The organism is Methylobacterium endophyticum (assembly GCF_050591105.1).
Lineage (GTDB): Bacteria > Pseudomonadota > Alphaproteobacteria > Rhizobiales > Beijerinckiaceae > Methylobacterium.
Genome location: NZ_JBNHES010000010.1, coordinates 138,072 through 164,480 on the forward strand (window position 1 = coordinate 138,072; position 26,409 = coordinate 164,480).

General features: G+C 71.0%; 22 protein-coding genes. 12 read left to right on the forward strand and 10 right to left on the reverse strand.

The window, feature by feature from the left end; genetic code table 11:
* Nucleotides 1-15 precede the first annotated feature (15 nt).
* On the reverse strand, nucleotides 16-321 hold the full coding sequence (rpmB, locus tag ACP56T_RS13265; protein WP_430912586.1) for a 50S ribosomal protein L28: 306 nt from the start codon (nucleotides 319-321) through the stop codon (nucleotides 16-18).
* A gap of 299 nt (nucleotides 322-620) precedes the next feature.
* Between rpmB and ACP56T_RS13270 the strand changes: the two genes are divergently transcribed.
* The 7 genes from ACP56T_RS13270 to ACP56T_RS13300 all read left to right on the forward strand — a co-directional run bounded on the left by ACP56T_RS13270 (nucleotide 621) and on the right by ACP56T_RS13300 (nucleotide 8,231).
* The gene (locus ACP56T_RS13270; protein WP_430912587.1) at nucleotides 621-1,505 is read left to right on the forward strand and encodes a DUF3108 domain-containing protein; all 885 of its coding nucleotides are present in this window, start codon (nucleotides 621-623) and stop codon (nucleotides 1,503-1,505) included.
* 148 nt (nucleotides 1,506-1,653) lie between these two features.
* Nucleotides 1,654-1,809, forward strand: coding sequence for a hypothetical protein (locus ACP56T_RS13275; RefSeq protein ID WP_430912588.1), 156 nt, complete (start codon nucleotides 1,654-1,656; stop codon nucleotides 1,807-1,809).
* A gap of 87 nt (nucleotides 1,810-1,896) precedes the next feature.
* Entirely contained in the window at nucleotides 1,897-5,217 is a 3,321-nt protein-coding gene (locus tag ACP56T_RS13280; RefSeq protein WP_430912589.1) for a helicase-related protein, read from the forward strand.
* 12 nt (nucleotides 5,218-5,229) lie between these two features.
* Complete coding sequence (locus ACP56T_RS13285; RefSeq protein WP_430912590.1) at nucleotides 5,230-5,514, forward strand: RNA-binding S4 domain-containing protein; 285 nt, start codon at nucleotides 5,230-5,232, stop codon at nucleotides 5,512-5,514.
* 228 nt (nucleotides 5,515-5,742) lie between these two features.
* On the forward strand, nucleotides 5,743-6,081 hold the full coding sequence (gene fdxA, locus ACP56T_RS13290) for a ferredoxin FdxA (protein WP_430912592.1): 339 nt from the start codon (nucleotides 5,743-5,745) through the stop codon (nucleotides 6,079-6,081).
* Between the two features lie 430 nt (nucleotides 6,082-6,511).
* Nucleotides 6,512-7,102, forward strand: coding sequence for a CarD family transcriptional regulator (locus tag ACP56T_RS13295; protein WP_430912594.1), 591 nt, complete (start codon nucleotides 6,512-6,514; stop codon nucleotides 7,100-7,102).
* Between the two features lie 253 nt (nucleotides 7,103-7,355).
* Nucleotides 7,356-8,231, forward strand: a complete 876-nt coding sequence (locus ACP56T_RS13300) for an RNA polymerase factor sigma-32 (protein WP_430912595.1) — start codon at nucleotides 7,356-7,358, stop codon at nucleotides 8,229-8,231.
* Between the two features lie 646 nt (nucleotides 8,232-8,877).
* Here ACP56T_RS13300 and ACP56T_RS13305 read toward each other — a convergent pair.
* The 4 genes from ACP56T_RS13305 to ACP56T_RS13320 all read right to left on the reverse strand — a co-directional run bounded on the left by ACP56T_RS13305 (nucleotide 8,878) and on the right by ACP56T_RS13320 (nucleotide 13,926).
* Entirely contained in the window at nucleotides 8,878-9,162 is a 285-nt protein-coding gene (locus ACP56T_RS13305; protein ID WP_430912596.1) for a hypothetical protein, read from the reverse strand.
* 202 nt (nucleotides 9,163-9,364) lie between these two features.
* Nucleotides 9,365-11,662 (reverse strand): caspase family protein, encoded by a 2,298-nt coding sequence (locus ACP56T_RS13310; RefSeq protein WP_430912597.1) that lies wholly within the window; start codon nucleotides 11,660-11,662, stop codon nucleotides 9,365-9,367.
* A gap of 305 nt (nucleotides 11,663-11,967) precedes the next feature.
* Nucleotides 11,968-13,446, reverse strand: coding sequence for an adenylate/guanylate cyclase domain-containing protein (locus tag ACP56T_RS13315; RefSeq protein WP_430912598.1), 1,479 nt, complete (start codon nucleotides 13,444-13,446; stop codon nucleotides 11,968-11,970).
* A gap of 174 nt (nucleotides 13,447-13,620) precedes the next feature.
* Nucleotides 13,621-13,926 carry a translation initiation factor IF-2 gene (locus tag ACP56T_RS13320; protein ID WP_430912599.1) on the reverse strand — a complete coding sequence of 102 codons (306 nt, stop codon included), beginning with the start codon at nucleotides 13,924-13,926 and terminating at the stop codon, nucleotides 13,621-13,623.
* A gap of 313 nt (nucleotides 13,927-14,239) precedes the next feature.
* On the opposite strand from ACP56T_RS13320, the gene ACP56T_RS13325 reads away from it, so the two are divergent.
* The gene (locus ACP56T_RS13325; protein ID WP_430912600.1) at nucleotides 14,240-16,579 is read left to right on the forward strand and encodes an Orn/Lys/Arg family decarboxylase; all 2,340 of its coding nucleotides are present in this window, start codon (nucleotides 14,240-14,242) and stop codon (nucleotides 16,577-16,579) included.
* 125 nt (nucleotides 16,580-16,704) lie between these two features.
* Here the strand turns inward: ACP56T_RS13325 and ACP56T_RS13330 are convergent, their stop codons facing one another.
* The 3 genes from ACP56T_RS13330 to ACP56T_RS13340 all read right to left on the reverse strand — a co-directional run bounded on the left by ACP56T_RS13330 (nucleotide 16,705) and on the right by ACP56T_RS13340 (nucleotide 19,386).
* Nucleotides 16,705-17,337, reverse strand: a complete 633-nt coding sequence (locus tag ACP56T_RS13330; protein WP_430912601.1) for a DUF4194 domain-containing protein — start codon at nucleotides 17,335-17,337, stop codon at nucleotides 16,705-16,707.
* Nucleotides 17,330-18,718: a Wadjet anti-phage system protein JetA family protein gene (locus ACP56T_RS13335; RefSeq protein WP_430912602.1), complete on the reverse strand. Its 1,389-nt coding sequence runs from the start codon at nucleotides 18,716-18,718 to the stop codon at nucleotides 17,330-17,332. Before ACP56T_RS13335 ends, ACP56T_RS13330 begins: the two co-directional genes overlap by 8 nt.
* Nucleotides 18,719-18,951: 233 nt before the next feature.
* Entirely contained in the window at nucleotides 18,952-19,386 is a 435-nt protein-coding gene (locus ACP56T_RS13340) for an FKBP-type peptidyl-prolyl cis-trans isomerase (RefSeq protein ID WP_430912603.1), read from the reverse strand.
* A 160-nt stretch (nucleotides 19,387-19,546) separates the two neighbouring features.
* On the opposite strand from ACP56T_RS13340, the gene ACP56T_RS13345 reads away from it, so the two are divergent.
* On the forward strand, nucleotides 19,547-19,852 hold the full coding sequence (locus ACP56T_RS13345) for a hypothetical protein (RefSeq protein WP_430912604.1): 306 nt from the start codon (nucleotides 19,547-19,549) through the stop codon (nucleotides 19,850-19,852).
* Here the strand turns inward: ACP56T_RS13345 and ACP56T_RS13350 are convergent.
* Nucleotides 19,849-21,651, reverse strand: coding sequence for a DEAD/DEAH box helicase family protein (locus ACP56T_RS13350; protein ID WP_430912605.1), 1,803 nt, complete (start codon nucleotides 21,649-21,651; stop codon nucleotides 19,849-19,851). The two genes, ACP56T_RS13345 and ACP56T_RS13350, sit on opposite strands and share 4 nt — an antisense overlap.
* 59 nt (nucleotides 21,652-21,710) lie before the next feature.
* On the reverse strand, nucleotides 21,711-21,983 hold the full coding sequence (locus ACP56T_RS13355; protein ID WP_430912606.1) for a hypothetical protein: 273 nt from the start codon (nucleotides 21,981-21,983) through the stop codon (nucleotides 21,711-21,713).
* A gap of 932 nt (nucleotides 21,984-22,915) precedes the next feature.
* Between ACP56T_RS13355 and frc the strand changes: the two genes are divergently transcribed.
* From frc to sucC, 3 genes are all read left to right on the forward strand, one after another.
* Nucleotides 22,916-24,193, forward strand: coding sequence for a formyl-CoA transferase (frc, locus tag ACP56T_RS13360; RefSeq protein WP_430912607.1), 1,278 nt, complete (start codon nucleotides 22,916-22,918; stop codon nucleotides 24,191-24,193).
* Between the two features lie 142 nt (nucleotides 24,194-24,335).
* On the forward strand, nucleotides 24,336-25,268 hold the full coding sequence (locus ACP56T_RS13365; protein WP_430912608.1) for a methionyl-tRNA formyltransferase: 933 nt from the start codon (nucleotides 24,336-24,338) through the stop codon (nucleotides 25,266-25,268).
* A gap of 221 nt (nucleotides 25,269-25,489) precedes the next feature.
* Nucleotides 25,490-26,409 (forward strand): ADP-forming succinate--CoA ligase subunit beta (gene sucC / locus ACP56T_RS13370; protein ID WP_430912609.1); only part of this gene is annotated, 920 nt, incomplete at its 3' end.

Sequence of the window (26,409 nt, forward strand, 5' to 3'; positions counted from 1 at the left end):
GACGCCGCAGGAGCGTCAGGCGGCGGCCGGCGTCTCGGCTTCGGCGAGCTTCTTCTGGATCTCGCGCTTGAGGAGGCGGGCCGTCTGCGACAGCTCGACCTCGCGCGCCTTCACCAGGAAGGCGTCGAGGCCGCCGCGATGCTCCACCGAGCGCAGCGCATGGGCGGTGACGCGCAGACGCACGCGCTTGTTGAGCGCGTCCGAGGTCAGCGTGACCTGGCACAGGTTCGGCAGGAACCGGCACTTGGTCTTGTGGTTCGAGTGGCTCACGAGGTGTCCGACCTGGACCCCCTTGCCCGTCAGCTCGCAGCGGCGTGCCATCTGATCAAAAATCCCGTCTCGTTCCGCCCGCGGTTCGCTCAAGGCCGACGCGGCATGAGCCGCTCGGGTGGCCCAAGCGTGTTTCCAGGTCCGGCGGAGTCCTGTTGAAGGGGCGAGCCTATAGGCGACGGGCCGGCTTTGCGTCAAGGCGAGAGCCGGAAAACGCTCCGTCCCTGTGGCGGGCGCGGGACACCGCCCCGCCGAACGATCTGTTAACCCTACCCATCGATAACCTGAAGCACCCATCCGTACCGGCGGCGATGCCCGTGCGGGCGTTCCTCAAGGAGTCGAGCCGGACCATGTGCGCCCCTTCCGTCCGCGCCCCCTCTTCCCTCCTGCTCGCCGGCGCGATTCTCGCCGGGACCGCCCTCTCGGGGCAGGCCGAGGCGCGCCCCCGCGCCGCCAGGCCCGGCACCGCCACGGTCGCCGTCGACTACGGCGTGAACCTCGCCGGCCTGCCCATCGGAACGGCCCGTCTCGCCGGCTCCTTCGAGGGCTCGAAATACCGCATGGACGTCTCGGCGGTGCTCACCGGCATCGCCGGCGCCATCACCGGCGGCCAGGGCTCGGCCCGCTCGGCCGGGATCATCGCCGCCGGCCCGCAGCCGAACGCCTTCGCCATCGCCACCCGCACCAGCCATTCCGGCATCGCCGTGCGCATGGCGCTGGCGCGCGGCAACGTCACCCAGTCGGAGGTGACGCCTCCGCTCCTCGACACCGGGGACCGCGTGCCCGTCACGGCCGCCGAGAAGCGCGGCGTGATCGATCCGGCGAGCGCCCTGATGATGCCGGCCCATGCGCGCGGCGAGCTCACCGACCCCGAGAACTGCAACCGCACGCTCCCCGTCTTCGACGGCGCCACCCGCTTCAACGTGGTGCTGAGCTACGCCGAGACCCGCACCGTGGAGAAGCCGGGCTATTCCGGCCCGGTGCTCGTCTGCAACGCCCGCTACCAGGCCATCGCCGGCCACCGCGCCGACCGGCCCGGCGTGCGCTTCATGGAGGAAAACCGCGACATGTCGGTGTGGCTCGCGCCCGTCGACGGCACGCGGGTGCTGGTGCCCATGCGCATCGCCGTGCGCACCACCATCGGCACCAACATCATCGAGGCCACCCGCTGGACCCACTCGGGCAACGGCGCGACGGCGGCCGCGCCTTCCGCCGTCGCGAGCCTCGGCGAGTAGGCCGATGCTCCGCGCGGGCTGTCTCGCAGGGCTGTTGCTGGCGACCGCGGTTCAGGCAGCGCCCCTCGAGACGCAGGGCGGCTGCGGCGGAAATGCCTATTCCTCCGCGCAGGTCACGGAAGGCCGCCCGGCCCGGAAGGGTCCGCTCGTGGCCATGCCCGACACCCTCTGCGCCGATCTCGACGGCCCGCGCCCGAATGTCGACATCCAGATCTACGGCGTGCCGGGCATTGGAAGCGGGGACGGTCCGGCCCCATATGAGGGCTCTCCCCGGCGCGGGACGGGTTCCTACGGCGGCCGCTGACGAAGGCGGGCGCTCCCAGCCTCCCCGCGCCTTGTCCGACGCCTCGCCGGCCTTGCCGGCGGAAGGGACGCCGCTTCAAAAGACCCGATGATCCGCTCCCTTCCAGCGCAGGCCCGCGCGCGCGGCGTCACGGCGGTGCTCGGGCCCACCAACACCGGCAAGACGCATCTCGCCATCGAGCGCATGCTGGCCCATCCCACGGGGATGATCGGCCTGCCCCTGCGGCTGCTCGCGCGGGAGGTCTATCTGCGCGTGGCGGAGCGGGTCGGCTTCGACAAGGTCGCCCTCGTCACCGGCGAGGAGAAGATAAAACCGGACCGGCCGCGCTACTGGATCGCCACCATCGAGGCGATGCCGCGCGACCTCGACGTGGCGTTCGTGGCCATCGACGAGATCCAGCTCGCCGCCGACATGGATCGCGGCCACGTCTTCACCGACCGCCTGCTCTACCAGCGCGGCCGCGAGGAGACGCTGCTGATCGGCTCCTCGACCATCCAGCCGCTGCTTCAGGGCCTGATCCCCGGCGTCCAGACGACGACGCGCCCGCGCCTCTCCAAGCTCACCTTCGCGGGCGAGAAGAAGATCTCGCGGCTGCCGCCGCGCTCGGCCATCGTCGCCTTCTCGGCCGAGGAGGTCTACACCATCGCCGAGTTGATCCGGCGCCAGCGCGGCGGCGCGGCGGTGGTGCTCGGCGCGCTCTCGCCCCGCACCCGCAACGCCCAGGTGGAGCTCTACCAGTCCGGCGACGTGGACTATCTCGTCGCCACCGACGCGGTGGGCATGGGGCTCAACCTCGATGTCGACCACGTCGCCTTCGCCGCGAACTGGAAATACGACGGCACCCGATTCCGCAAGCTGACGCCCGCCGAGATGGGCCAGATCGCGGGACGCGCCGGGCGCCACCTCTCGGACGGCACCTTCGGCTCGACGGGGCGCTGCCGCCCGTTCGAGCCCGAGATGGTGGAGGCCCTGGAGAGCCACAGCTTCGACCCCTTGCGGGTGCTGCAATGGCGCAACCCCGATCTCGCCTTCTCCTCCCTCGACGCGTTGCGCGACAGCCTCGACGAGCACCCGCGCGAAATGGGGCTGACCCGCGCCCCCATGGGCGAGGACCAGCAGGCGCTGGAGATCCTGATGCGGGAGGAGGAGTTCCGCGACATCGCCACGGGCCCCGCCTCCGTGAAGCGCCTCTGGGAGGCCTGCGGCGTGCCGGACTACCGCAAGGTCCACCCGCAGACCCACGCCGATCTCATCGCCCAGCTCTACCGCTTCCTGATGCGGGGGATGGCCGGGCGCATTCCCAACGACTGGTTCGCCAAGCACGTCGCCCTGATCGACCGCACCGACGGCGACATCGACGCGCTCTCGCAGCGCATCGCTCAAGGGCGCACCTGGACCTTCGTGGCGAACCGGCCCGACTGGCTCGTCGATCCGCTCCATTGGCAGGGCGAGACGCGTCGGGTAGAGGACAGGCTGTCCGACGCCCTGCACGAACGCCTCGCGAGCCGCTTCGTCGATCGGCGCACCAGCGTCCTGATGCGGCGCCTGAGAGAGAAGACCATGCTCGAAGCCGAGATCACCGCCGGCGGTGACGTAACCGTCGAGGGCCAGCACGTCGGCCATCTGCATGGATTCCAGTTCGTCCCCGACGCGAACGCGGAAGGCCAGGAGGCCAAGACCCTGCGCAGCGCCGCCGAGAAGGTGCTCGGCGGCGAGATCGAGGCGCGGGCCGAGCGCTTCGCCAGCGCCGCCGATTCCGCCCTCGTGCTGTCGCATGACGGCACCATCCGCTGGACCGGGGACCCGGTCGCCAAGCTGACGCCGGGCGACAAGCTGTTCGAGCCGCGCATCCGCCTCATCGCCGACGAGCATCTCGCCGGGGGCGCCCGCGAGCGGGTCGAGGCCCGGCTCGACGCCTGGCTCAAGGCGCATGTGACGCGGCTCCTCGGGCCGCTCATCGAGATCGAATCGGCCGCCGACCTCACCGGGCTCGCCAAGGGCATCGGCTATCAGGTGGTGGAGGCGCTGGGCGTGCTGGAGCGCGCCAAGGTGGCGCACGAGATGCGCACGCTCGACCAGGACGGGCGCGGGGCGCTGCGCCGCCACGGCGTCCGCTTCGGCGCCTATCACATCTTCCTGCCGGCCCTGCTGAAGCCGGCGCCACGCACGCTCGCCGCCCAGCTCTGGGCGCTGCGCAACGGCGGCCTCGACCAGCGCGGCCTCGACGAGATCGCGCATCTCGCCGGCTCCGGCCGCACCTCGATCAAGGTCGATCCCGAGATCGCCAAGGGGCTCTACCGCGCCGCCGGCTTCCGGGTCTGCGGCGAGCGGGCCGTGCGCGTCGACATCCTGGAGCGGCTCGCCGACCTGATCCGCCCGGCCATCGCCTACCGCCCCGGCACCACCGCCGGCGAGCCGCCCGCCGGCGCCGCCGACGGCGAGGGCTTCGTCGGCACCGTGGGCATGACCTCGCTCGTCGGCTGCTCGGGGGAGGATTTCGCCTCGATCCTGAAATCGCTCGGCTACGTCTCCGAGACCCGCCCCGGCCCGGCCATCACCGTGCCGCTGATCCCTGCCGCCTCGACGCAGCCGGTGGTTCCGGCGACCGCCGAACCGGCGGCCCCGCAGGACACGGACGCGACGACGGACGCCGTGGCCTCCGCCGAGCTGGCCTCCGAGACCGCGGAGGCTCCGGTGGTTGCCGCCGAGCCGGCGGACGCCGCGCCGGAGATCGTGGCGCCGGAGACGGACACCGTCGCCGAGACCGCGCCGGAAGCCCCGGCCGAGGACGCTGCCGCCGAATCTCCCGCCGAACCCGTCGCGCAGCCCCCGGCCGCCGCGACCGAGCCGGTCGAGGAGGAGGCTGCTCCGGCCGCCGCGTCGGAGACGGAGGCCCCTGAGGAGGCTCTCGCTGAGAGCACGCCTGCCGCCGCCCAGGAAGCAGAGACGCCGGCCGAGGCTCCCGCCGAGCCCGTCACCGTCGAGGTCTGGCACCTGCACCGCTTCCAGCGCCAGCCGGGCTCGCGCCCGAACCGCCAGCGCCACCAGGGCCGCGACGCCGCCGGGCCGGAGGGCGCCCCCCGCCAGGACGGCGGCGGCCGCCGCGAGCGCTTCGAGCGCCAGCGCGACCGCTCCGGGGAGAACCGGCCGCAGGGCCAGGGCGAGCGCCAGGGAAATCGCAACGAGGGCGAGCGCAACGACGGGCCGCGACGGGCCGATGGCGGCCAGCGGCGCGACCGCTTCGAGGGCGGACGCGGCCGTCCCGACCGCCGCGACGAGAACCGTCCCGCCGCGCATCAGGAGCAGCGTCCGCCCCGGCGCGAGCGGGCGCCCGACCCGGATTCGCCCTTCGCCAAGCTCGCGGCCCTGAAGGCCCAGCTCGAATCCGGCGGCAACGGCAAGCGCTGACCCCGGACCGCGATGGAGGCGGGGCGCCAGCGGCTCGACAAGTGGCTCTGGTTCGCCCGGTTCGCGAAGACGCGGACCCTCGCCGCGCGGCTCGTCAGCGACGGCCATGTCCGCCTGAACGGGGCCCGGACCGAGGCACCCGCAAAGGCCGTCTGTCTGGGCGATATCGTCACGGTCGCGGCCGCGCACGGCACGGCGGTGGTGCGGATCGTGGCGCTCGGCGAGCGCCGGGGGCCGGCGCCCGAGGCGCGCGGGCTCTACGAACCCCTCTCCGGGCCGGACGGCGATCCCGCCTGAACCGCCGCGCGGCAGGAGGGAGACACAGTCGCTCGAACCGGACGGAGGCCCGCCGGGGCCCGCTTGTCAGCCTCCCTGCCAGGGGCTAGAGCCGTGCGTCTCCAAGGACCGCTCCGGCGGTCCGCCCGCGCACCCGTAGAGTGCCGCGCGAACGGGCCGTGACGCCCGCGGACCGACCGCCCAGCGTCTCGACGGCCGATCCGCGCGGATCGAGGACGAAAGCCGGACATGACCTACGTCGTCACCGACAATTGCATCAAGTGCAAGTACATGGACTGCGTCGAGGTCTGCCCCGTGGACTGCTTCTACGAGGGCGAGAACATGCTCGTCATCCATCCCGACGAGTGCATCGACTGCGGCGTCTGCGAGCCGGAATGCCCGGCCGAGGCGATCAAGCCCGACACCGAGCCGAGCCTCGAGAGCTGGCTGAAGCTCAACGCCGACTACGCCAAAAGCTGGCCGAACATCACCCAGAAGAAGGACGCGCCCGCCGACGCCAAGACCTGGGACGGCGTCGCCAACAAGCTCGCGGAGCATTTCTCGGCGGCCCCCGGCACCGGCGACTGACCCCCCGCCTCGGGCTCCCTCCGAGCCTGTGGAAGACCCGTCCGGCGCAAGGGCGGGACCCCGGCCAACCCGTGCAAAACCGTTCCCGTCGAGACCGCCGGGGACGGTTCGCGTTCGCGCAATCCTTTGATTTGGCGGCTTGATTGTGCTACACAACAGGTCTGCCGTCGCTTGCGCCTGACGTGCACCTCCGTCCGCCGCCGCGCGGGTCCAGGCATTCCATGGAAACGGGGTAGCATCGATCGACCTCTGGGGGGATCCTCTGGCGGTCGTTCCGTCTTGGCATGTGGCCGGTCAGACCGGGGAACCCGGCCTCCCGCCGTTCTATCGGGCGGGAGTTCGGACAACGGTGCTAAAGCCGGGCGTCCCGTCCCGGCAGACATGTCCCGGCGCGGCGCAGGACCGCGTGATGTTCGGAGGCCCTTCTCGCATGACCACAGCCAAGAAGACGACGGGAGCCCGCCAGGGTTTCAAGACCGGCGAAGCGGTCGTGTACCCGGCGCACGGCGTCGGGCGCATCGTCGCCATCGAGGAGCAGGAGATCGCCGGGTACAAGCTGGAGCTGTTCGTCGTTTCGTTCGAGAAGGACAAGATGGTCCTGCGCGTCCCCACCGCGAAGGCCAATAGCGTCGGCATGCGCAAGCTCGCCGAGCCCGAGCTCGTCAAGAAGGCCCTCGACGTGCTCACCGGCCGCGCCCGCATCAAGCGCACCATGTGGTCCCGCCGCGCCCAGGAATACGAGGCCAAGATCAATTCCGGCGACCTCATCTCCGTCACCGAGGTGGTGCGCGACCTGTATCGCTCCGAGGCGCAGCCCGAGCAGTCCTACAGCGAGCGCCAGCTCTACGAGGCGGCCCTCGACCGGATTGTCCGCGAGATCTCCTCGGTGAACAAGATCACCGAGACCGAGGCCCTCAAGCTGATCGAGCAGAGCCTCGCCAAGTCGCCCCGCCGCGGCAAGAGCGAGGCCGAGGCGGATGGCGACGCCGAGGGCGACGACCTTCAGGAAGAGGCCGCCTGAGAAGGCCCGCCCTCTTCCTCAGGCAGGACGACGAGACGAGCCCGGTGCCGATGGCGCCGGGCTTTTTCGTGCCCGCTTCCCCCGATCGAGCTGCGACCGATGCGCCCGCCCGTCATTCCCCCGTCGCGAAGGGGAACCATCGCTAACCACTTCCGTTATCGGAGGCCTGGCGTGGGTCCCAGCCGGTGCCGCAGGGCATCGCCGTGCCTGTCCTTCGCCGAAACAGCGCTCCATCGAAAGAAGCGAGGCGGGGATGGCAGAGATCGCGGGAATTCGCCGGCAGTTCATCAGGACCGCCATGGAGGCGCCCTTCCTCGCCCGAGAGGAGGAACGCGACCTCGCCGTGCGCTGGAAGGAGAAGCGCGACGAGCACGCCCTCCACCAGCTCATCTCCGCGCATATGCGCCTCGTCATCGCGATCGCGGGCCGCTTCCGCCACTACGGCCTGCCGATGGCGGACCTCGTGCAGGAAGGGCATGTCGGGCTGATGGAGGCGGCGGCCCGCTTCGAGCCGGAGCGGGAGGTCCGCTTCTCCACCTACGCGACCTGGTGGATCAGGGCCTCGATCCAGGACTACATCCTGCGCAACTGGTCCATCGTCCGCGGTGGCACCAGCTCGGCCCAGAAGGCGCTGTTCTTCAATCTCCGCCGCCTGCGGGCGCGCCTGATGCAGTCCACCGAGGACCGGGTCGGCGACGAGATCCACCGGCGCATCGCCACCGCCATCGGCGTGTCGCGGGCCGACGTGGCGCTGATGGACGCCCGGCTGTCGGGCCCCGACATGTCGCTGAACGCCCCCGTGGGCGAGGAGAGCGAGGCTTCCTCGGAGCGCATGGATTTCCTCGTCGACGGAGCGGCGCTGCCCGACGAGACCGTCTCCGCCACCGTCGACGGCGAGCGCCGTCTGGTCTGGCTGAAGCAGGCGCTGACCGTCCTGTCGGAGCGCGAGCTGCGCATCCTGCGCGAGCGCCGTCTCGCCGAGGATCAGGCAACCCTCGAGGCGCTGGGCCATCGCCTCGGCATCTCGAAGGAGCGCGTGCGCCAGATCGAGAACCGCGCCCTCGAAAAGCTGCGTCGGGCCCTGGCCGAGAAATTTCCGAATTCCGCCGCGAGCGTCTACGCGGGCTGAGCGCCCCCGATCCGCGCCCCGAAGGGGGTTGGAAGGCCATACCAGCAGAGGATTCCCCTTTGCCGGACTTGCGCCGAACCTGGGCAATCGGGCTCCGCGCGGAACGCCGCATCCCGTCGGCAAGCATATGCTGGAGCGAGGGCGGGAAGATCGAGCCCGTGCCACCCGATCTCGTCTGACGACGATCCGTTTCCGATCGGAAGCCGGCCTCTCCAGCTTGCTGCGATCTTCCGGGGGGCCAACCCGTCGAGTCGGTCGCCTCCGCGCCTGCCCCCCACGTTTGGAACGGTCTGCGAGAGAGCGGCTCGCTCAGTGCCTCACGAAACCTTCGATCACCGAAAGCCTTTTCTCCGGCACGACGGCGCGGAGGGATTGCGCGAGATGCGCCGATACGGTTTCCGGTCGATCGGTTCGGTGTCGCTCCTTCGTCCTCTCCCATTTGCGAGAGGGTGGCCCGCGAAGCGGGTCGGGTGAGGGGAGCGGCGGTGCCGGACAGCGCGCTCCCCTCACCCGACCCTCGCTCACGCGAAGTCCATCCTCCCCCGCGGAGGGGGGAGGGAAAGGTGCGGGGGCCGAACGCATCGACCGACAATGGTGTAAACTTGGGCCGCCGCTCGAAGCCTTTCGGCTTGCGAGGGCGCGCGCGTCAGTAGCCGATGCCGAGGATCAGCAGGCTGGTGAAGCGCAGAGGCGTGCCGCGCAGCAGCGTGACCGGCGGATAACCGTCGACGCCCGCCAGCACCGGCCGCAGGGTCCGGCGATGGCTGGTGCGCACGGCATGTCCGCAGGCGCCGTCCGAGCTCCAGGCGGACGGCGCCGGCGTGGCGCCGCGCAGGCAGGCGGCGCGCTCGGTCGACGTATCCGCCATTGCCGCACCGGCGACGATCACCGCACCGACGAGGCCGCCGGCCAAACCCTTGATTCCGATCATCGACCTTCTCCTTCACGTCCGCCGGCGGGAGGCGGCGGGGATGCCGGTCTCTCTCCAGATGGACATTGCGTATCGAACCGTCTTGCCGTCACCGGCCGATGCGTCGGCCGCTCGTGTCTTGATCCGTTTCACAGATTCTCGCTGAACGGCGCTCGAACAGCTCGAAACCTTCACCTTGCAGCGGTTGTGAGACCGCCCGTCCTCAGAAGCCGATGCCCATGAGGCTCGGAGATCCGCCACCGCCGCCGTAGCCTCCTCCGCCGCCGGAGGAGCGCGGCGCCGGACGGGCCGCGGCCTCGGCCCGCGCGCGGGGGGCGGGCGCCGGGCGGGCCTGGGCGGCGCGGCGGCGCTGCTCGGAAGCCGCGGCGGCCCGCTCGGAGGCGCGACGCTGTTCGGCGGCGGCGGCCGCGCGCTCGGCCTGACGCTCGGACGCGCGGCGGGCGATGTCGGCCGCCTTGCGCCGGTTGGCGGCCGCTTCCTCGGCGGCCTCGCGGCGGGCCTCCTCGGCCGCCTCGCGGCGCTTGGCGGCGGCGGCCCGCTCGGCCTTGCGCTCGGCGGCTTCCTCGGCGGCGGCCTGGGCCTTGCGGCGCTCGGCCTCGGCGGCGGCCCGCTCCTTCTGGCGGTCGGCGTCGGACATCTTGGCGCGCTCGGCGGCCTCCTGCTGCTTGGCGGCGGCGTCGCGCTCGGCCGCGATCCGCGCCGCCTCGGCGGCCTTGGCCCGGTCCTCGGCCTGCTTCTGCTGGGCGGCGAGAGCGGCGGCCTTGGCCTTCTCCTCGGCGTCGCGGCGCTGCTGCGCGGCGATCTCGGCGGCCTTGGCGGCTTCCGACTTGCGGGCCTCCTCGACCTTGGCGCGCTGGGTCCGCTCCTCCGCCTCGCGGGCGGCCTTGGCGGCGGCGGCGACGCGGGCCGCCTCCTCGATCTCGCGGCGACGGTCGGCGGCTTCGCGCTCGGCTTGTCGGCGCTCGATCTCGGCGGCCTTGGCGCGCTCCTCGGCCTGACGCTGGCGCTCGGCGAGGGCGGCGGCCTTGACGCGCTCCTCCTCCTCGCGGCGGCGGGCCAGCTCCTCGGCGGCCTTGGCCTTCTCCTCGGCCTCCCGCTGCTTGGCGGCGGCGAGCGCCTCGGCCTTCTGGCGGGCGAGCTCGACGGCCTTGGCGCGAGCCTCCTCCTCCTTCTGGCGGGCGGCTTCCTTCTCGATGCGCTTGCGCTCGGCCTCGGCGGCGAGCTTCTGCTTCTCGTCCTCTTCCTTCTGGCGAGCAGCCTCGCGCTCGATGCGCAGGGTCTCTTCGCGCTGGCGGGCGAGGCGCTCCAGGGTCTCGAGACGCTCCTGCGCCACGGGCACCAGGGGGGAGGCCGGGAAGTCGGCCAGGAACTTGCGGATGGCGGCCTGATCGGTCGACGCCTTGATCTTGTCCCAGGCACGCTGCTCGGCGGGGCTGGGCTTCGGCGGCGACTGGACGGGGGGAGCCTCGACCTTCGGCGCATCGCGGGTGGTGTCGCGGCCGGGGCCGAGGGAGGCGCCGGGGGCATCGCTGCGCGCCATCAGCCCGCCGACCTCGCCGAGCTTGGCGAGCTGGACACGGGCGAGATCGGCGTAGAGGCCGCTCTTGTGGGTGTTGAGGAAGACCTCCCAGGCCTCCTTCTTGCCCACGCGCTCGACGATCTCGTAGTCGGACTTGGCGAGGTCGACGTCGAGGCGCGGGGCGGCGGGCGCCACCGCACGCTCGGGCGCGGCCGGGACGAGCGCCACGGTGCCGCCGCCGAGCGAGCCGTAGACGAAGGGCTCCTGCTGGCGGCGCGTGGCGCGCAGCACGTCGTCGCGCACCCGGCCGAAGGCGAGGCGCACGTCGAGCCCCGGCACGGTGAGGTTGGCCAGCAGCGCGGTGGTGAAGGGGCTGTGCTCGCCGTCGCCGTCATTGGCGACGTTCTTCTCCTTCGCCGCGTAGGCGATGAGCGTGTCGGTCTGCGAGGGCTCCACGCGGGCGAGCCCCGAGGAGATGGCGCGGGTGGCGACGCGGCGCTTGATCTTGCTGGCGAAGGGGTTGTCGCGGCAGGCGTCGAGGATGATGAGCCGCAGGCGCTTGGCCGGCTCCAGCGCCGTGATGACGCGATCCAGCGGAATGGCCTCGTCGTCGGCGTCGCGCTCGTTGACGAGCTTGGCGTCGGTCGGGATCAAATAGTTCTGATCGCGAATCTCGATGCCGTGGCCGGCATAATAGACCACCGCGATGTCGGCGTCGGCCACCGCGTCCTCGAATTCGCGGATGGCGCGCTTGAGGGCGAGGTTGCCGACGTCGCTCCGCGCCGTCACCACGTCGAAGCCGGCCTTGCGGAAGAGATCCGCCATGGCGGAGGCGTCGTTGACGGCGTTCGGGAGCTTCGGCACCGACTCGTAGGCGGAGACGCCGACCACCAACGCCACGCGCCGGCCTTCCGCCGAGGCCTGCTCGGCGAAGAGCGTCAGCGCGAGGCTGAAGATCAGGGCGAGGGGAAACCGGGACACGCCGACGACTCCGGCAGGCGGGACGACGGATCAGGCCGGCTCGCGCCGGCTTCCGTCGAGCCCGAAAACTACCCCTCCGGACAGGCGGATGCAACGCGGATTCCGCCCGTCCGACCGGCGATTCACTTGAAGAACGCTGCTTTCGTGCGCTTGATCACATCGGCCGCGCGCGGGGCTACTGTCGAGAGCCTGTGTCGCGCCGATGACGAATCTTGCGAGACTGCGCATCCGCCGGCCCTATTCAACTGTTCGCACGACTTTCTCGCGGCGGGATTCGGGAAGGACTCTGGCGATGCCGGCCGGCCTCACTCGGCGGAGGCCGCCACGATGGCATGCACCGTATCGCCCTCCCGCAGGAACGGGCCAGCGCGCAGAACGACGGCCTCCGAGCCGTCGAGCCCGTCGCGGATCTCGACCCGATTGCCGGAAGAGAGTCCCGTCGTCACCGGCCGCGCCTCGATCCGGTTGCCGCGGGCGATGTAGACGATGGAGGCGTCCGCCTCGCGCTGGATCGCGCCCGCCGGCACCGCGATGCCGCAGCGTTCGGCCACCGTCACCACGCCGCGCGCGAAGACGCCCGGACGCAGGCCGCGCCCGGAGCGCAGCAGCACGCGCACCCGCCCGAGCTGCGTCCCGCCGTCGACGACGGGCGAGACCGTGCGCACCCGGCCCGGCAGGTCGCCGTGGCCGAGGGGCGTCACCGTGGCGGCGAGGCCCGGCGAGAGCCGCGCCATGGCCGATAGCGGCACCTCGGCGGCGAGCTCGTACTCGCCCTGCCCGACGATCTGGAACAGGGCGGGGGCGTAGGCCGAGGCGGGGGCGCCCGCCACCGCCGTGCTGCGGCCGACGATGCCGGGCAGCGGCGCGCGCAGCTCGACGGTCGGCCCGTCGCCGCCGTCCGCGCGGGCGAGCTGCGCCAGCACCTGTCCGGCGGCGACCTCGGCCAGGGGCTCGGCCAGCACGCGGACGACCTTCAGACCCTCGCGCTCCGGCCGCACCTCGACATCGTGGCGGGCCACGATGGTGCCGCTGAGCAGCACCTGGTCCTGGAAGCAGGCGCGGCCGGCCTTCACCACGCTGACGCTCATCAGGTCGGGCCGGTCGGGAGCGGGCGCGGCCTCCGCCGTCGCGGTCTCGGGCGGCGCCGCCGTGAGGTAGCGGCGTAGCATCACCCCTCCGCCGCCCGCGAGGCAGAGCAGGACCAGCGCCGCCGCCGACCAGCGCAGAATCACCGCGCGCCGGCTCCGGCGCTCGGGCGGCTCGGCGCCGTCGGAGGGCAGGATCACGCGGAAGGCATGCACCGGCCGGGGGATGTTCTTGAGCTTCTGCGGACCGATGTCCTTGAAGCGGACCTGCACGCGGGCGGCGATGGCATCGTGCACCGAGCGGGAGATGCAGATGCCGCCGATCTCGGCGATGCCTTCCAGCCGCGCGGCGACGTTCACGCCGTCGCCGAGCATGTCCCCGTCGCGCTGGACCACGTCGCCGATGTTGAGGCCCATGCGGAACTGGACCCGGCGGCTCGCCGGATAGGGCCGGTTGAGATCGCGCAGGCGTTCCTGGATGGCGATGGCCGCCCGCAGCGCCTCCACGGCGCTCGGGAACTCGGCCAGTATGGCGTCGCCCGCCGTGTTGAAGACGCGGCCGTCGAAGGTCGACACCTGCTCGCGGAAGACGGCGCCGTATTCCCCGAGCCGGGTGAGGGTGTCGTCCTCGTCCTCCGCGATCAGCCGGGAATAGCCGGCGACGTCGGCGGCCAGGATCGCCGCGATGGTGCGCTTCATCGCGTGCGCCTCACGCCGTGCGGCACGGATGCATCCTTCTCAACGGACATGCGGCATGCGCGGAGGGCTGGGGCGGGATCGGCGAGGCCCCGCCAGCACGCGGAACGGGCGTGCCAAAGTCAAGCCCGAAGCGCGGCGTCCACACGCTCCGCGCCGTTCCGAGCGCCGGGGGCCTCAGCAGCTCTTGTCGAGACGGTAGCCGTTGGGGCCGGCATGGCCGCGATAGCGGCAGCCGCCGTAGCTGCCCATGAACCCGTAGGCGTCGCGCCCGGTCTTCCAGGTTGCGCCGCGCCCGCCGGAATAGCGGGCGGAGCGGTAGCCGCGCGGACGCGGGGCCGGGGCGGCGGCGCGGGCCGCAGGCGCGGCGGGAGCGGCGGCAGTGGTAGCGGCGGCAGGAGCGGGGCCGGCGGCGGGGCCTTCTGCCAGGGCGGTGCCGGTGAGGGCGAGGAACGCGGCGAGCACCAGCATGGACGTCTTCATGTCTACCTCCCCGGACCGCGGCGCGGTCGAGACTTCACGAAAGCCGTATCCGTCCGCCCGAAAACTGTATCGGCGCCCGCGATCCGTGAAAAGCCCAGTATCCGTGCCGTCCTGGCGCGGCTGTGCGTGGCGGCACCGGCGCGGGCCGGCACGCACGGAGTCATCGGAGCGTCACGATCCCGGCCGAGGGTTGCGCCGCTTGCCGGGAGGGGACAGCGCCGCTACCCCGTCCCGGACCGACCGCCACATCCGAGCGCCGCGCCGGCCTTCTCAGGCCGCGCCGCCGCGCCATCGCAGAAAAAGCCGCCGCGCCATGGACTTCCACCGCCGCTTCACCGTTCTGATGTGCGCGCCGAACTTCGACCCGGACGATCTGGAGGGCGCCCGCGTCCAGCAGATCATCGCCGCCGTCGAGGGGCGGGGCTTCGAGGTGGTGCGCGCGCGCCGCGTCGAGGACGCCTCCATCGCCGTCCAGACGGACGCCGCCATCGGCTGCATGGTGGTCGACTGGGGCAAGCGCGGGCTCGACGGCAAGGCCGCCGCCCTCATCGACATGATGAGGAAGCGCGGCCTCGAGATGCCGATCGTCATCATGGTCCGGCGCAAGCGCCTGGAGGACATCCCCGTCGAGCTCCTCGACTTCATCGACGGCTACATCTTCCTCGCCGAGGAGACGCCGGAATTCATCGCGCGCGGGCTCGTCAGCCGCGTGACGCAATACGCCGAGACCCTGAAGACGCCGTTCTTCGGCGCGCTGGTCGACTATGCCGAGATGGGCAACCAGCTCTGGACCTGCCCCGGCCATAACGGCGGCATCTTCTACAACCGCTCGCCCATCGGGCGCATCTTCGTGGAGCATCTCGGCGAGGCGATCTTCCGCGACGACCTCGACAATTCCGTCCTCGATCTCGGCGATCTCCTCGTCCACGAGGGACCGGCTCTGAAGGCCCAGAAGGAAGCGGCCCAGATCTTCGGGGCGGAGAAGACCTATTTCGTCCTCAACGGCACCTCGGCCTCGAACAAGATCGCGCTCTCGGCCCTGGTGGCGGAGGGCGACCTGGTGCTGTTCGACCGCAACAACCACAAGGCCGCGCATCACGGCGCGCTCTTCCTCGGCGGCGGCATCCCGATCTTTCTGGAGACCGACCGCAACCCCTACGGGCTGATCGGGCCGATCTACCACGCGGCCCTCGACGAGACGGCGATCCGCGAGAAGATCCGCAAGAACCCGCTGGTGAAGGATCCCGACGCGTGGTCGCGCGAGCGCCCGTTCCGCGTCGCCGTCATCGAGCAATGCACCTATGACGGCACCATCCTCGACGCGCAGGAGGTGGTCGCGCGCATCGGGCACCTGTGCGACTACATCCTCTTCGACGAGGCCTGGGCGGGCTTCATGAAGTTCCACCCGCTCTATGCCGGCCGCTTCGCCATGGGGCTGAAGGGGCTCGACGAGAACTCGCCGGGCATCATCGCCACGCAGTCGACCCACAAGCAGCTCGCGAGCTTCTCCCAGGCCTCGCAGATCCACACCCGCGACGGGCATATCCGCGGCCAGACGCGGCGCGTGGAGCACCGCCGCCTCAACGAAAGCTTCCTCGTCCACGCCTCGACCTCGCCCTTCTACCCGCTGTTCGCCTCCCTCGACGTCGGCGCGCAGATGATGAAGGGCCGCTCCGGCATGATCCTGTGGGACGACACCATCCGGCTCGGCATCGAGTGGCGCAAGAAGGTCCGCGCCATCCGCCGGGAGCTGGAGGAGGAGGCGACGAACAAGCGCGAGCGCTGGTTCTTCGACCCCTTCGTGCCGGACGTGGTCGAGGGGCCGGACGGCGAGGACGTGCCCTGGGAGAGCCTCTCCACCGACGTGCTGGCGGGCGATGCGCGCTATTGGGAGCTGGCGCCGGGGGCCGCCTGGCACGGCTTCAAGCACGTCGCGCCGGGCTTCGCCATCACCGACCCGAACAAGCTGACGGTGCTCACCCCCGGCTTCGACCGAAAGACCGGCCAGTACGCCGACCACGGCGTGCCCGCGCCCATCGTCGCGCAGTACCTGCGCGAGAACCGGATCGTGGCCGAGAAGAACGACCTCAACTCGCTGCTCTTCCTGCTGACGCCGGGCGTCGAATCCTCCAAGGCCGGCACGCTGATCTCAGGGCTCGTCGCCTTCAAGCGCCTGCACGACGAGAACGTGCCGCTGGAGGAGGCGATGCCGGAATTCGTGCGCCGACGGCCGCAGCGCTACCAGGGCGTGCGCCTGCGCGACCTCTGCGCCGATTTCCACGCCTTCCACCGGGAGGCCGGCACCAGCGCCCTCCAGCGCAAGCAGTTCGAGCCGAAGCACCTGCCCGAGATGGTGATGAGCCCGAAGGACGCCGTGCAGGCGCTCACCCGCAACAATGTCGACTTCGTGCCCATCGCCGAGGCGGAGGGGCGCATCGCCACGACGCTGCTGCTGGTCTATCCGCCGGGCATCGGCACGGTGCTGCCGGGCGAGCGGCTCGACGAGCGGGCCAAGCCCATGCTCGACTATTTCAAGATGTTCGAGCGCTCGGCCAACCTGTTTCCCGGCTTCGAGGCCGAGATCCAGGGCGTCTACCGGCAGGTGGAGAAGGACGGTACGATCCGCTTCTTCACCTACGTCATGCGGGAGTAAGACCGCCGCGCCTTCGGATGGTCCCGTTCGAAGGCGCAAGGCCAGCGCGACCGCGCGCCGGCGCTGATGCGCCGAACCGCCTTTGGATCGATGACGTCGATCAAAAGGCGCGCGTAAGACCCCGCTCAGGGCTCCTCGCCGGCGGCGTCGCCGAAGGCCCTGAGACCGTCGAGCCAGGCATCGGGGGCGATCACGGCGATGCCCGGCATCACCGCGAGCGGGGTGATGCGTTCGGTCCGGTCGCGCTCGCCGAGCCGCACCGCCCCCCGCCGCGCGAAGAACCGCAGGATCTCGATGAGACGCGCCTCGTCCGGCGGCTCGACGCGGGCGGCGCTGCGCAGGCTGTCGGCGATGTCGTCGGTGGTGCATTCCACCACCCCGTCCGTGGTGACGCGGTGGTCGCGCAGGCCCTCCTCGTAGGCGAGCCGCAGCGCCAGCAGCACCAGGGTCTCGTCCTTGCGCAGGCGCTCGGAGGCCATGTCGTGGCGCACGCCCTCCGCCGGCAGGCGCAGGAAGACCATCTGGTCGCGATGCGAGATCTCGAACGCGTAGCCGAGGCAGGCGAAGTAGCTCTGGAAGAACGGCGCGTAGTGCCGGGCGATCTCGTAGGAGCGGCCGATGCCAGGCGTGTTGCCGTAGACAACTTGAGTCTTGAGCAGCACTTGGAGCGCGCGGGTGAGTTCCGCCTCGTCGGGCGCGCGGGCGCCGGGCGGAGGCGGCTCGTCCCCGTCGACGATGGCGCGGAACGCCTCAAGCATGGGGACGCCGCTCCACCACGAAATCGGGACAGTCGAGCCAGCCGTTGGAGACGCGCCCCTCCGCCCGCGACAGCCGGTAGCGCCGGGTCAGGTGGCCGTCGAAGAGCACGTCGATCTCGCGCAGGCGCTGGAAGACCACGAAGGCGTCGACATCCTCCACCGCGATCTCGGACCCGCGCAGGCTCTTGTTCTTGCCCGTGCCGTTGCCGAGCCGCGCGTCGAGGAAGGCGATCACCGCCTCGGGCGTCAGCGTGGTGCGGCGGCGGAACTCGGCCTTGGCGTTGACGAAGGCCTCGACGGCCGGATCGAGCAGGATCTCGGGCAGCGGCTCGTTGTCGATGGGCGCGCGGCGGGTGCGCGGCGTGAAGAGATGGGCCGGGCCGAGGGGCGGGCGCAGCATCGACACCGCCACGGGTCCGTCGGGCGCTTCCGCCGCGGCGCCGACCGCCCGGAGCGCGGCCGCCGCGCGCTCGATGCCGAGGGAATCGGTGCGGTCGAGATAGCGCAGGGTGGCCGCGATGCGCCGCTCCAGCCGGGCGACCACGTCGTCGACGGCCTCGAGATGCCGGTCGAGCCCCTCGAACACCGCGAGGATGCCGGTGAGGTCGCCGCGCACCGCGCGCTCGGCGGCGGCGAGGTCCGGCGCCCGCCCCTCGCGCACCAGGCTCTCGGCGAGCGCCCGGATCAGCAGCCCGTCGCGCAGGGCCCGCCCCGCCTCGCGCACGATGGCCGAGCGGAAGCGAAACGGGTTGAAGCGCGTGTGCAGCGTCCGGTAGTCGCTGATGAGGTGGCGCTCGACGAAATCCTCGAAATAGAGCTTGAAGGCGGCGCGCTGGTCGGGCTCGCGCAGGATGCGCTCCTCGATCTTGCGCATGGCGCCGGCGAGACTGCGCACATGGCCGAGGAAGCCGCGCGCGGCGCGGCCCGCGTTGGCCAGCGCCTCCGAGCGGTCTCCGGGATTGGCGAGCGCGCTCTCGAGGCTGCCGAGCACGTCGAGCACGGCGCCGCCGTAGGAGCGCGTCTCGCCCTGCTCCAGCCGCGACAGCTCCTCGAGCAGCAGCCGCGCCTCGGGGTCGAAATCGACCACCGGCACGTAGCGCTCGCGCCGCTCCACCAGCCAGCCGGCATCGAGGAAGCGCCGGTAGACGGCCGAGCGGCGCTCCACCGGATCGATGGGCGTGGTCTCGTCGTCGGCGATCTCGGATTGCGCCCAGCCGGCGGCGAAATCGCCGATGGCCGCCAGCATCTCGCCCTTGCGCACGGGCTCGACGGAGGCGCCCATCACCTTGCGGTGGAGATGCAGCAGCAGCGCCGCGTTGAAGGCGCGGCTCGGCGAGGCCAGCGGCCGGAAGAGGTCGTCGGAGAGGTGCGTGAACAGCATCCGCTGGCCTCTTCTGTTCGCTCCGATCGATGGCTCGATCGGGAGTCCGCCGCACGCGCGGCGACGCGCAGTCGCGCTTGCCGCCCGGCCTCCAAGGAGGCCGAACGGAAGTCCGTCCCACGTTTTCCGATCGATGGCTCGATCGGGAGTCCGCCGCACGGGCGGCGACGCGCGGTCGCGCTTGCCGCCCGGCCTCCGGGGAGGCCGAACGGATGCGTCGCGACCGGTCGGCGCTACTTCGCGCCGATGAGCTCGACGTCGAAGATCAGCGTGGCGTTCGGGGGGATGACGCCGCCGGCGCCGCGCGGGCCGTAGCCCATCTCCGGCGGGATCACGAGGGTGCGCTTGCCGCCGGGCTTCATGGTGGCGACGCCGACGTCCCAGCCCTGGATGACCTGGCCGGCGCCGATGGTGAAGGTGAAGGGCTGGTTGCGGTCGCGCGACGAATCGAACTTCTTGCCCTTGGCGCCGCCCTCGTCGAGCCAGCCGGTGTACTGCACCGTGACCTTCTGGCCGGCCTTCGGCTCGGGGCCGGTGCCCACTACCTCGTCCTTGTACTTCAGGCCCGAGGGCAGGCTCGTGTAGGTGTCGGCGTTGGACATGGCGGTCATGGCGATCAGCGCGGCTCCGGCGAGGGGGATCAGGCGGGTCAGGATCGAGCGGGACATCATTCCTCCGTCAGGTCCGGCGCCTCAAGGGCGAGCTCTCGGGCGAGCTCTCGCCGGACGCGCGGCTCCCGAGCCGCCTCATAGGCGCGGGCGGGCGCGAAGGCCAGCCGCCGGAGCCTTTCGGACCGGCGCCGCGTTTCCGCACGAACCGGAACCCGGAATGACAGAAACCTGCACCGCCGAGGATTGGGACGCGCGCATCACGCGCCTCTCCGCGAAGCTGCCGCCGCGCGGCCGGCGCTGGATCGCGTGGCTGCGCGAGCCCTCGCGAAAGCCCTTACGCCTCGTCGCCGCCGTGCTCCTCGTGATCGGCGGACTCTTCTCGATCCTGCCGGTGCTGGGTCTGTGGATGCTGCCGCTCGGCCTCGCGCTCCTCGCGCAGGACGTGCCGGCGTTGAAGGTGCCGCTCGAATACTCGGCCCGCCGGATCGAGCGGAGCTGGGAGCGCCTGCGATGGCGCGGCTAATCCTCCCCGCCCCAGGCGCCGAGGGTGTGGGTGTCGGCGCGGTCGAGATCGGGCTCGGCCCCGGCGTCCGGCGGGTTCGCCCCGAGGGCGGCGAAGGCGGCGCGGGTGTCGGGATCGGCCAGCATGCGCGAGAACACCGCGCGGTCGAGGCAGACGAGGCGCCCGCCTTCGAGCCGGGCGTAGACCCGGCCGGTCGCCTGCTCCGCGAAGCGCACGCAGGAGAGCCGCCGGGCGCATTGGCGCAGGAAATCGGTGTTGCGCTCCGGCGCCATGGCGCCGGCATCCGGATAGACCGCCTCCGGCGCCTGCGCCTCGATGTTGATCTTGCGGAAGCGGTCGATGTCGAGGATGCGGGCGAGGTCGAGGATGGTCAGGGTCCCGTCAGCGCCAAAGGCCACCGTGCGCGGGCGCTGCCCGAGCCTGACGCTGTTGTCGAGGAACTCGTACTGGACATGCTTGTCCGCCTTGAGCGCCCAGGTGAAGAACAGTCCCGGCATGCCCGTATAGGCCTCGACATTGTGGGCGAGCAGGTCGTCGACCGCCTTGTAGCGGCCGAACAGCTCGCCCCGCTTCCAGGCCCGCTCCACCGTGGCGTCCGGGGGCGTGATCATGAACAGCATGTAGACGGTCTGGCCGAACCGGGTGAGCAGCTGGCTGCCGTCCTGGGTGTCGGAATCGGCGGCGAAGCTGTCGAAGCGGAAGCGGTCGATGAGGAGATGCGACATCCGCCCCTCCCCCGCCTTGCGCGCCATGTAGCGGTCGAGCTTGCGGTCGACGATCTCGACCTCGTGGCCGGTAAGGGTGCCGGCGTAGCGGGTGGCGGGCCCGAGGGCATCGTAATCGAGCAGGAACTTGCGCCAGATGTCGGGGGTGATGACCGCGAAGTCCGACCAGGGCACGCCGATGCGCTCGGCGAGCGCGCGCTGGAGCGGGCGCATGGTGCTCTTGCCCGAGGCGGAGGAGCCCTTCACGTTCATGACGATGGGATGCGCCTGGGCGCGGATGCGGTGATAGCCCTCGCGCGCGGCCGCCTCCTCGAACCAGGGCTCGATCAGGCGCCCGATGACGCGGCTGCCGTGATCGTTGCCCACCAGGGTCCCGGCGAGCCCGGCGAGGAGCTTTGCATCGCCGATCAGGCGGCCGCGCTGGCGGATCACCGCCGAGACCACCCGCGTCAGGGCGGCGCTCGCGCAGATCTCGGCCTCGTTGCCGGCGCGGTCCGCCCGCGCCCGCCAGGAGGCGAGATGGGCGATCGCCCGGTCCTCGAGGCTCTCGCGGCGCGGCGGCGCGGCGGGTTTCGGCTCCGACAGACCGAGCCAGACCCGCCAGCCGCCGGCCTTCGGAGCGGCGGGGGCCGGAGCGGCGGGGGCGAGGATCGCGGCGACCTCGCGCTCCAGCATGGCCGCCGCCTCCGCCCGGACGGTGTCATGGGCCTCGGCGATCGCGGCGGCGTGCGGGGCGAGATAGGTGTCAAGGATGGTCGAGACGATGGCGCGGAAATTCACGCCGAGATCGCCATAGGTCTCGCCCATGGGCACCGAGAGATCCGCCATCACGCGGATCAGCACCTCGTGGACGACGAGCCGCTCGGTGCGGAAGGCGACGACCTCCTGGAGGGGCAGGCCCGAGAAGCCGCCGACCTCCTCGATCTCCGAGAAGGGCCGGACCGCGCTCTCGGGACGAAACAGGCTCGCGAGCGGCAGGAAGGCGCGCGGCAGCGCCGATTCGAGCCCCGGATTCCAGGGGCCGAGCGGCTCCTCTCCGGCGGCGAATTCCGTGGTCGCGCGCTGCGCCGTCATCGCGGCTCACTCCGCCCGGACCGGGAACGACGGACGGCCGCCCCTCGGGGGCGGGCCGCTCAGGCGGCGGCCGCCTCCTCCGTGGCGCGAAACAGCTTCGTGCAGTTCGCGCCGCGATACATGGAGAGGATCGAGGCCCTGTCGATGTCGGGATTGGCCGCGAGCACCTTGCGCACGCAGCCGACCACCTTCTCGTACTTGGCCGCGTCGTAATTGTGCTCCAGCGGGCTCACGGCGATGTAGGTCTCGACCACCAGGATCCGCTCCGCTCCCTGGCGCGTGACCTCGACCGCGATCCACGACGCCTTGATCAGCTGGCTGCTCGCTAACATCGAAGTTCCTCCGCGCCGGACACGCCGGCAACCGTCTTTGGGCAAGACGATGAACCGCCGGATACGCGATGCCAAGGGAATTTTCGGCGCGGAACCGCATGCCGGAGGAGCCTTTCTACTGCGTTCGGCGCCGCGACTTCCTGTTGCATCGCAGCGAAATCAGAATGCATTGCAGCAATACTGGCGGCGACACACGCATTATATCACCGATAACGATGTGGCATATTGCATACCAAAAGATTTTCGTCCATGCTTCTCGCGATGACGGGCATGACGCCGCGCAGGGAGTTTCGGTCGAGGAGGGCGTGGATCGAAGCGTGAGGGCCGGACGGGCTGCCTCGGGACGGAGCCGCGCTCCGGAGCCGTTTGACAGGTGGCATTTGGCGTGCCAGCCCTGCGGCGGCCGAATACAGTCCCGCGCGCGCCTTTTCAGCGATTCGCCAAGATCCTGTCGCCAAGATCATGCCGGATCGGGACAAGGTGATCGGCGGCCGCGTGGCGCGGTTCGATTGCCCTTCCCCCGAGGCAGGACTGCGAAACGCCCGCCGGACGAGAGGACCATCCGCCCTCGGACGTCGATCGTCGGGGGCGACAGGACGGAGCGGCGGGCTCGACCCCGCCGCGCGCAAGAGAGAAGAACGTCGGAGGAGACGGAGATGGACAGGATTTCGAGCGCGCCCCTCGGGCGGCGCGCCGCCGGGATGTTCCGCCGCGCGGTGGCCGCGATCCGGCCGGCCGCGCGCCCGTCTGGAACCGCCGGCCGGACGATGTACAACTAGCCGAGACGCCGGAACCGGCGCGGGGCCGAGGCGGCTCCACCCCGTCCACGGGGCGCGGCGCGATCCCCGGCCCGGAGGCCGGTCTCGCGCCCCGGCCGACCGTCCACCCGCGCAAGACCCTCAATCACACTCGCGAGAACCCAAGAGCGACCCATGAGCAAGGCCCTCGAAGGCGTGAAGATCCTGGACTTCACGCATGTCCAGTCCGGTCCCACCTGCACCCAGCTCCTCGCCTGGTTCGGCGCGGACGTCATCAAGGTGGAGCGGCCCGGCGCCGGCGACGCGACCCGCCAGCAGCTTCAGGACATCCCCGATGTGGACAGCCTCTATTTCACGATGCTGAACCACAACAAGCGCTCGATCACCCTCGATTCCAAGAACCCCAAGGGCAAGGAGGTGCTCTGGCGCCTCATCAAGGAATGCGACGTGCTCGTCGAGAACTTCGCCCCCGGCGCGCTGGCCCGCATGGGCCTCACCTGGGAGAAGATCCACGAGGTGAACCCGCGCATGATCCTGGCCTCCGTGAAGGGCTTCGGCCCCGGCCGCTACCAGGACTGCAAGGTCTACGAGAACGTCGCCCAGTGCGCCGGCGGCTCGGCCTCGACCACGGGTTTCCGAGACGGCATTCCGATGGTGACGGGCGCCCAGATCGGCGATTCCGGCACCGGCCTGCACCTGGCGCTCGGCATCGTCACGGCGCTGTTCCACCGCACCCATTCCGGCCTCGGCCAGAAGGTCGACTGCGCCATGCAGGACAGCGTGCTCAACCTCTGCCGCGTGAAGCTGCGCGACCAGCAGCGCCTCGCGCATGGCCCGCTCCACGAGTACAGCCAGTTCGGCGAGGGCGTGCCCTTCGGCGACGCCACCCCGCGCGCGGGCAACGATTCCGGCGGCGGCCAGCCCGGCCGCATCCTGAAGTGCAAGGGCCACGAGCACGACCCCAACGCCTATCTGTACTTCATCACCCAGGCGGCGGTGTGGGAGCCGATCTGCGACATCATCGGCGAGCCCGGCTGGAAGACCGATCCGGGCTACGCTACCCCGAAGGCCCGCCTGCCGCACCTCAACGAGATCTTCACGCGCATCGAAGCCTGGACGATGACGAAGACCAAGTTCGAGGCGATGGACATTCTCAACGAGTACGACATCCCCTGCGGGCCGATCCTGTCCATGAAGGAGATCGCCGAGGATCCGGCGCTGCACGAGACGGGCACCATCGTCGAGGTCGACCACCCCACGCGCGGCAAGTACCTGACCGTCGGCAATCCCATCAAGCTCTCGGCGAGCCCGGCTGAGGTCACGCGCTCGCCGCTGCTCGGCGAGCACACCGACGAGATCCTGCGCGACGTCCTCAAGTACACCGACGAGGAGATCGTCGAGATCTCGGGCTCGGGCGCCGTCAGCGTGGTGCGCAAGATCGCCGCCGAGTAGGTGACAGCCTTCCGCTCTCCCTCACCGGAGAGCGCCGGAGGGAGGGTGCCGCATGGGCCGCGAGGTCTTATACGGCGGCATCCCCATGCCGCTCCCGCCCTCTGAAACGAGGGCCGGGGGCGGCCCGGCAGAGAGGCTCTCCATGCGCATCGCGTTCATCGGCCAGCAGGATTTCGGCAAGGCCGTCCTCGAAGCCTTCCTCGAACGCGGCGACGAGGTCGCCGGCGTGTTCTGCGCCCCCGAGAAGGAGGGCGCCAAGCCGGATGCCCTGCGGCTCGCCGCGCAGGAGAAGGGCCTGCGGGTCTTCCAGTTGCCGAGCCTCAAGGGGCCCGAGGCCGAGGCCGCCATGCGCGAGCTCGACGCCGATATCGGCATCATGGCCTATGTGCTGCAATTCGCGCCGCAGAGCTTCGTCACCATCCCGAAGCACGGCACCATCCAGTACCACCCCTCGCTGCTGCCGAAATATCGCGGCCCCTCCTCGATCAACTGGCCCATCGCCAAGGGCGACACCGGGACCGGCCTCTCGATCTTCCGGCCGACGGACGGCCTCGACGAGGGTCCGGTGATCCTCCAGAAGACCTGCGCCATCGGGCCGGACGACACCATCGGCGAGGTCTATTTCAACCACCTCTTCCCGCTGGGCGTCGCGGCGATGCTGGAGGCGGCCGACCTCGTCACCGCCGGGCGCCACGAAGAGACCGCGCAGGACGAGACGCAGGCGAGCTACGAGGGCTGGTTCCGGGCGCGCGAATCCGCGATCAACTGGGCGAGCCACGTCGATCACGTCTACGACATCATCCGCGCCGCCAACCCGGCCCCCGGCGCCTGGACCACCCTGAACGGCCAAAAGCTCCAGATCTTCGACGCCCGGAAGCATCCCGTGCGCACCATCGGCGCGGTGAAGGGCAAGATCGGCGAGGTCACGGAGGTCGGCGAGCAATCGATCCGCGTCACCGCGCAGGGCGGCCAGATCGAGATCTTCAAGCTCAAGGCCGAGGGCGGCAAGAAGGTCTCCGCCCCCGAGCTCGCCGCCTCCGGCGCGCTCGGCGTCGGCACCATCCTCGGCGGCTGAGCCCGGCTCGCCGCAGCGCCGAAGACTTGCCCGCCCGATCGATGCTGCATCGCAGTATCGATCGGGATGCCGGGAGTGGGCGTGAAAGTTTTTCGAAGACGCCGGCAAAGTTTTTTCAAGACGCGACGCCGCCGACCTGCCTACCGGCCCGCATCGACTTCTGGCATACCACGCAACCGAGACGGCCGCCGCAGAGCGGCCCCCTGGGAGACCCTTCGGCCATGAACATCCACGAGTACCAGGCGAAGGGAGTTTTGCGTGGGTTTGGTGTTCCGGTGTCGCGGGGTGTCGCGATTCTGGATGCGTCTGAGGCTGAAGGGGCGGCGCGCGAGCTCGGCGGTCCGGTGTGGGTGGTGAAGAGCCAGATCCATGCGGGCGGTCGCGGCAAGGGGACCTTCGTGGGGGCGGCCCCCGATGCCAAGGGCGGCGTGCGGGTGGTCAAGTCCGTGGAGGAGGTGGCGAAGAACGCCGCCGAGATGCTCGGCGCGACGCTGGTGACGGTGCAGACCGGGCCCGCCGGCAAGCAGGTCAACCGTCTGTATATCGAGGAAGGCGCGCAGATCGCGGCGGAGTTCTACCTGTCGATGCTGGTCGACCGCGCCACCGGGGGCGTCGCCTTCGTGGTCTCGACGGAAGGCGGCATGGACATCGAGACGGTGGCCCACGACACGCCGGAGAAGATCCACACCATCCCCGTCGATCCGGCCACCGGCGTGATGCCCCATCACGGGCGCGCGGTGGCGAAGGCCCTCGGGCTCTCGGGCGCGCAGGCCAAGGAAGCCGGCGCGCTGACGGAGAAGCTCTACGCGGCCTTCGTCGCCAAGGACATGAGCCTTCTGGAGATCAACCCGCTGGTGCTCACCGGCGACGGGCGGCTCGTCTGCCTCGACGCCAAGATGGCCTTCGATTCGAACGCGCTCTACCGCCATCCGGACGTGATGGAACTGCGCGACGAGACCGAGGAGGACGCCAAGGAGATCGAGGCCTCCAAGCACGACCTCGCCTATATCGCGCTCGACGGCACCATCGGCTGCATGGTCAACGGCGCCGGGCTCGCCATGGCGACGCTGGACATCATCAAGCTCTACGGCGAGGAGCCGGCGAACTTCCTGGATGTCGGCGGCGGCGCCAGCGAGGAGAA

Bases quoted from the DNA above. Each gene is read 5' to 3' on its own strand.
- rpmB (WP_430912586.1), bottom strand. From the start codon at position 321: ATGGCACGCCGCTGCGAGCTGACGGGCAAGGGGGTCCAGGTCGGACAC.
- ACP56T_RS13270 (WP_430912587.1), top strand. From the start codon at position 621: ATGTGCGCCCCTTCCGTCCGCGCCCCCTCTTCCCTCCTGCTCGCCGGC.
- ACP56T_RS13280 (WP_430912589.1), top strand. From the start codon at position 1,897: ATGATCCGCTCCCTTCCAGCGCAGGCCCGCGCGCGCGGCGTCACGGCG.
- ACP56T_RS13285 (WP_430912590.1), top strand. From the start codon at position 5,230: ATGGAGGCGGGGCGCCAGCGGCTCGACAAGTGGCTCTGGTTCGCCCGG.
- fdxA (WP_430912592.1), top strand. From the start codon at position 5,743: ATGACCTACGTCGTCACCGACAATTGCATCAAGTGCAAGTACATGGAC.
- ACP56T_RS13295 (WP_430912594.1), top strand. From the start codon at position 6,512: ATGACCACAGCCAAGAAGACGACGGGAGCCCGCCAGGGTTTCAAGACC.
- ACP56T_RS13300 (WP_430912595.1), top strand. From the start codon at position 7,356: ATGGCAGAGATCGCGGGAATTCGCCGGCAGTTCATCAGGACCGCCATG.
- ACP56T_RS13305 (WP_430912596.1), bottom strand. From the start codon at position 9,162: ATGATCGGAATCAAGGGTTTGGCCGGCGGCCTCGTCGGTGCGGTGATC.
- ACP56T_RS13315 (WP_430912598.1), bottom strand. From the start codon at position 13,446: ATGAAGCGCACCATCGCGGCGATCCTGGCCGCCGACGTCGCCGGCTAT.
- ACP56T_RS13320 (WP_430912599.1), bottom strand. From the start codon at position 13,926: ATGAAGACGTCCATGCTGGTGCTCGCCGCGTTCCTCGCCCTCACCGGC.
- ACP56T_RS13325 (WP_430912600.1), top strand. From the start codon at position 14,240: ATGGACTTCCACCGCCGCTTCACCGTTCTGATGTGCGCGCCGAACTTC.
- ACP56T_RS13330 (WP_430912601.1), bottom strand. From the start codon at position 17,337: ATGCTTGAGGCGTTCCGCGCCATCGTCGACGGGGACGAGCCGCCTCCG.
- ACP56T_RS13335 (WP_430912602.1), bottom strand. From the start codon at position 18,718: ATGCTGTTCACGCACCTCTCCGACGACCTCTTCCGGCCGCTGGCCTCG.
- ACP56T_RS13340 (WP_430912603.1), bottom strand. From the start codon at position 19,386: ATGTCCCGCTCGATCCTGACCCGCCTGATCCCCCTCGCCGGAGCCGCG.
- ACP56T_RS13345 (WP_430912604.1), top strand. From the start codon at position 19,547: ATGACAGAAACCTGCACCGCCGAGGATTGGGACGCGCGCATCACGCGC.
- ACP56T_RS13350 (WP_430912605.1), bottom strand. From the start codon at position 21,651: ATGACGGCGCAGCGCGCGACCACGGAATTCGCCGCCGGAGAGGAGCCG.
- ACP56T_RS13355 (WP_430912606.1), bottom strand. From the start codon at position 21,983: ATGTTAGCGAGCAGCCAGCTGATCAAGGCGTCGTGGATCGCGGTCGAG.
- frc (WP_430912607.1), top strand. From the start codon at position 22,916: ATGAGCAAGGCCCTCGAAGGCGTGAAGATCCTGGACTTCACGCATGTC.
- ACP56T_RS13365 (WP_430912608.1), top strand. From the start codon at position 24,336: ATGCGCATCGCGTTCATCGGCCAGCAGGATTTCGGCAAGGCCGTCCTC.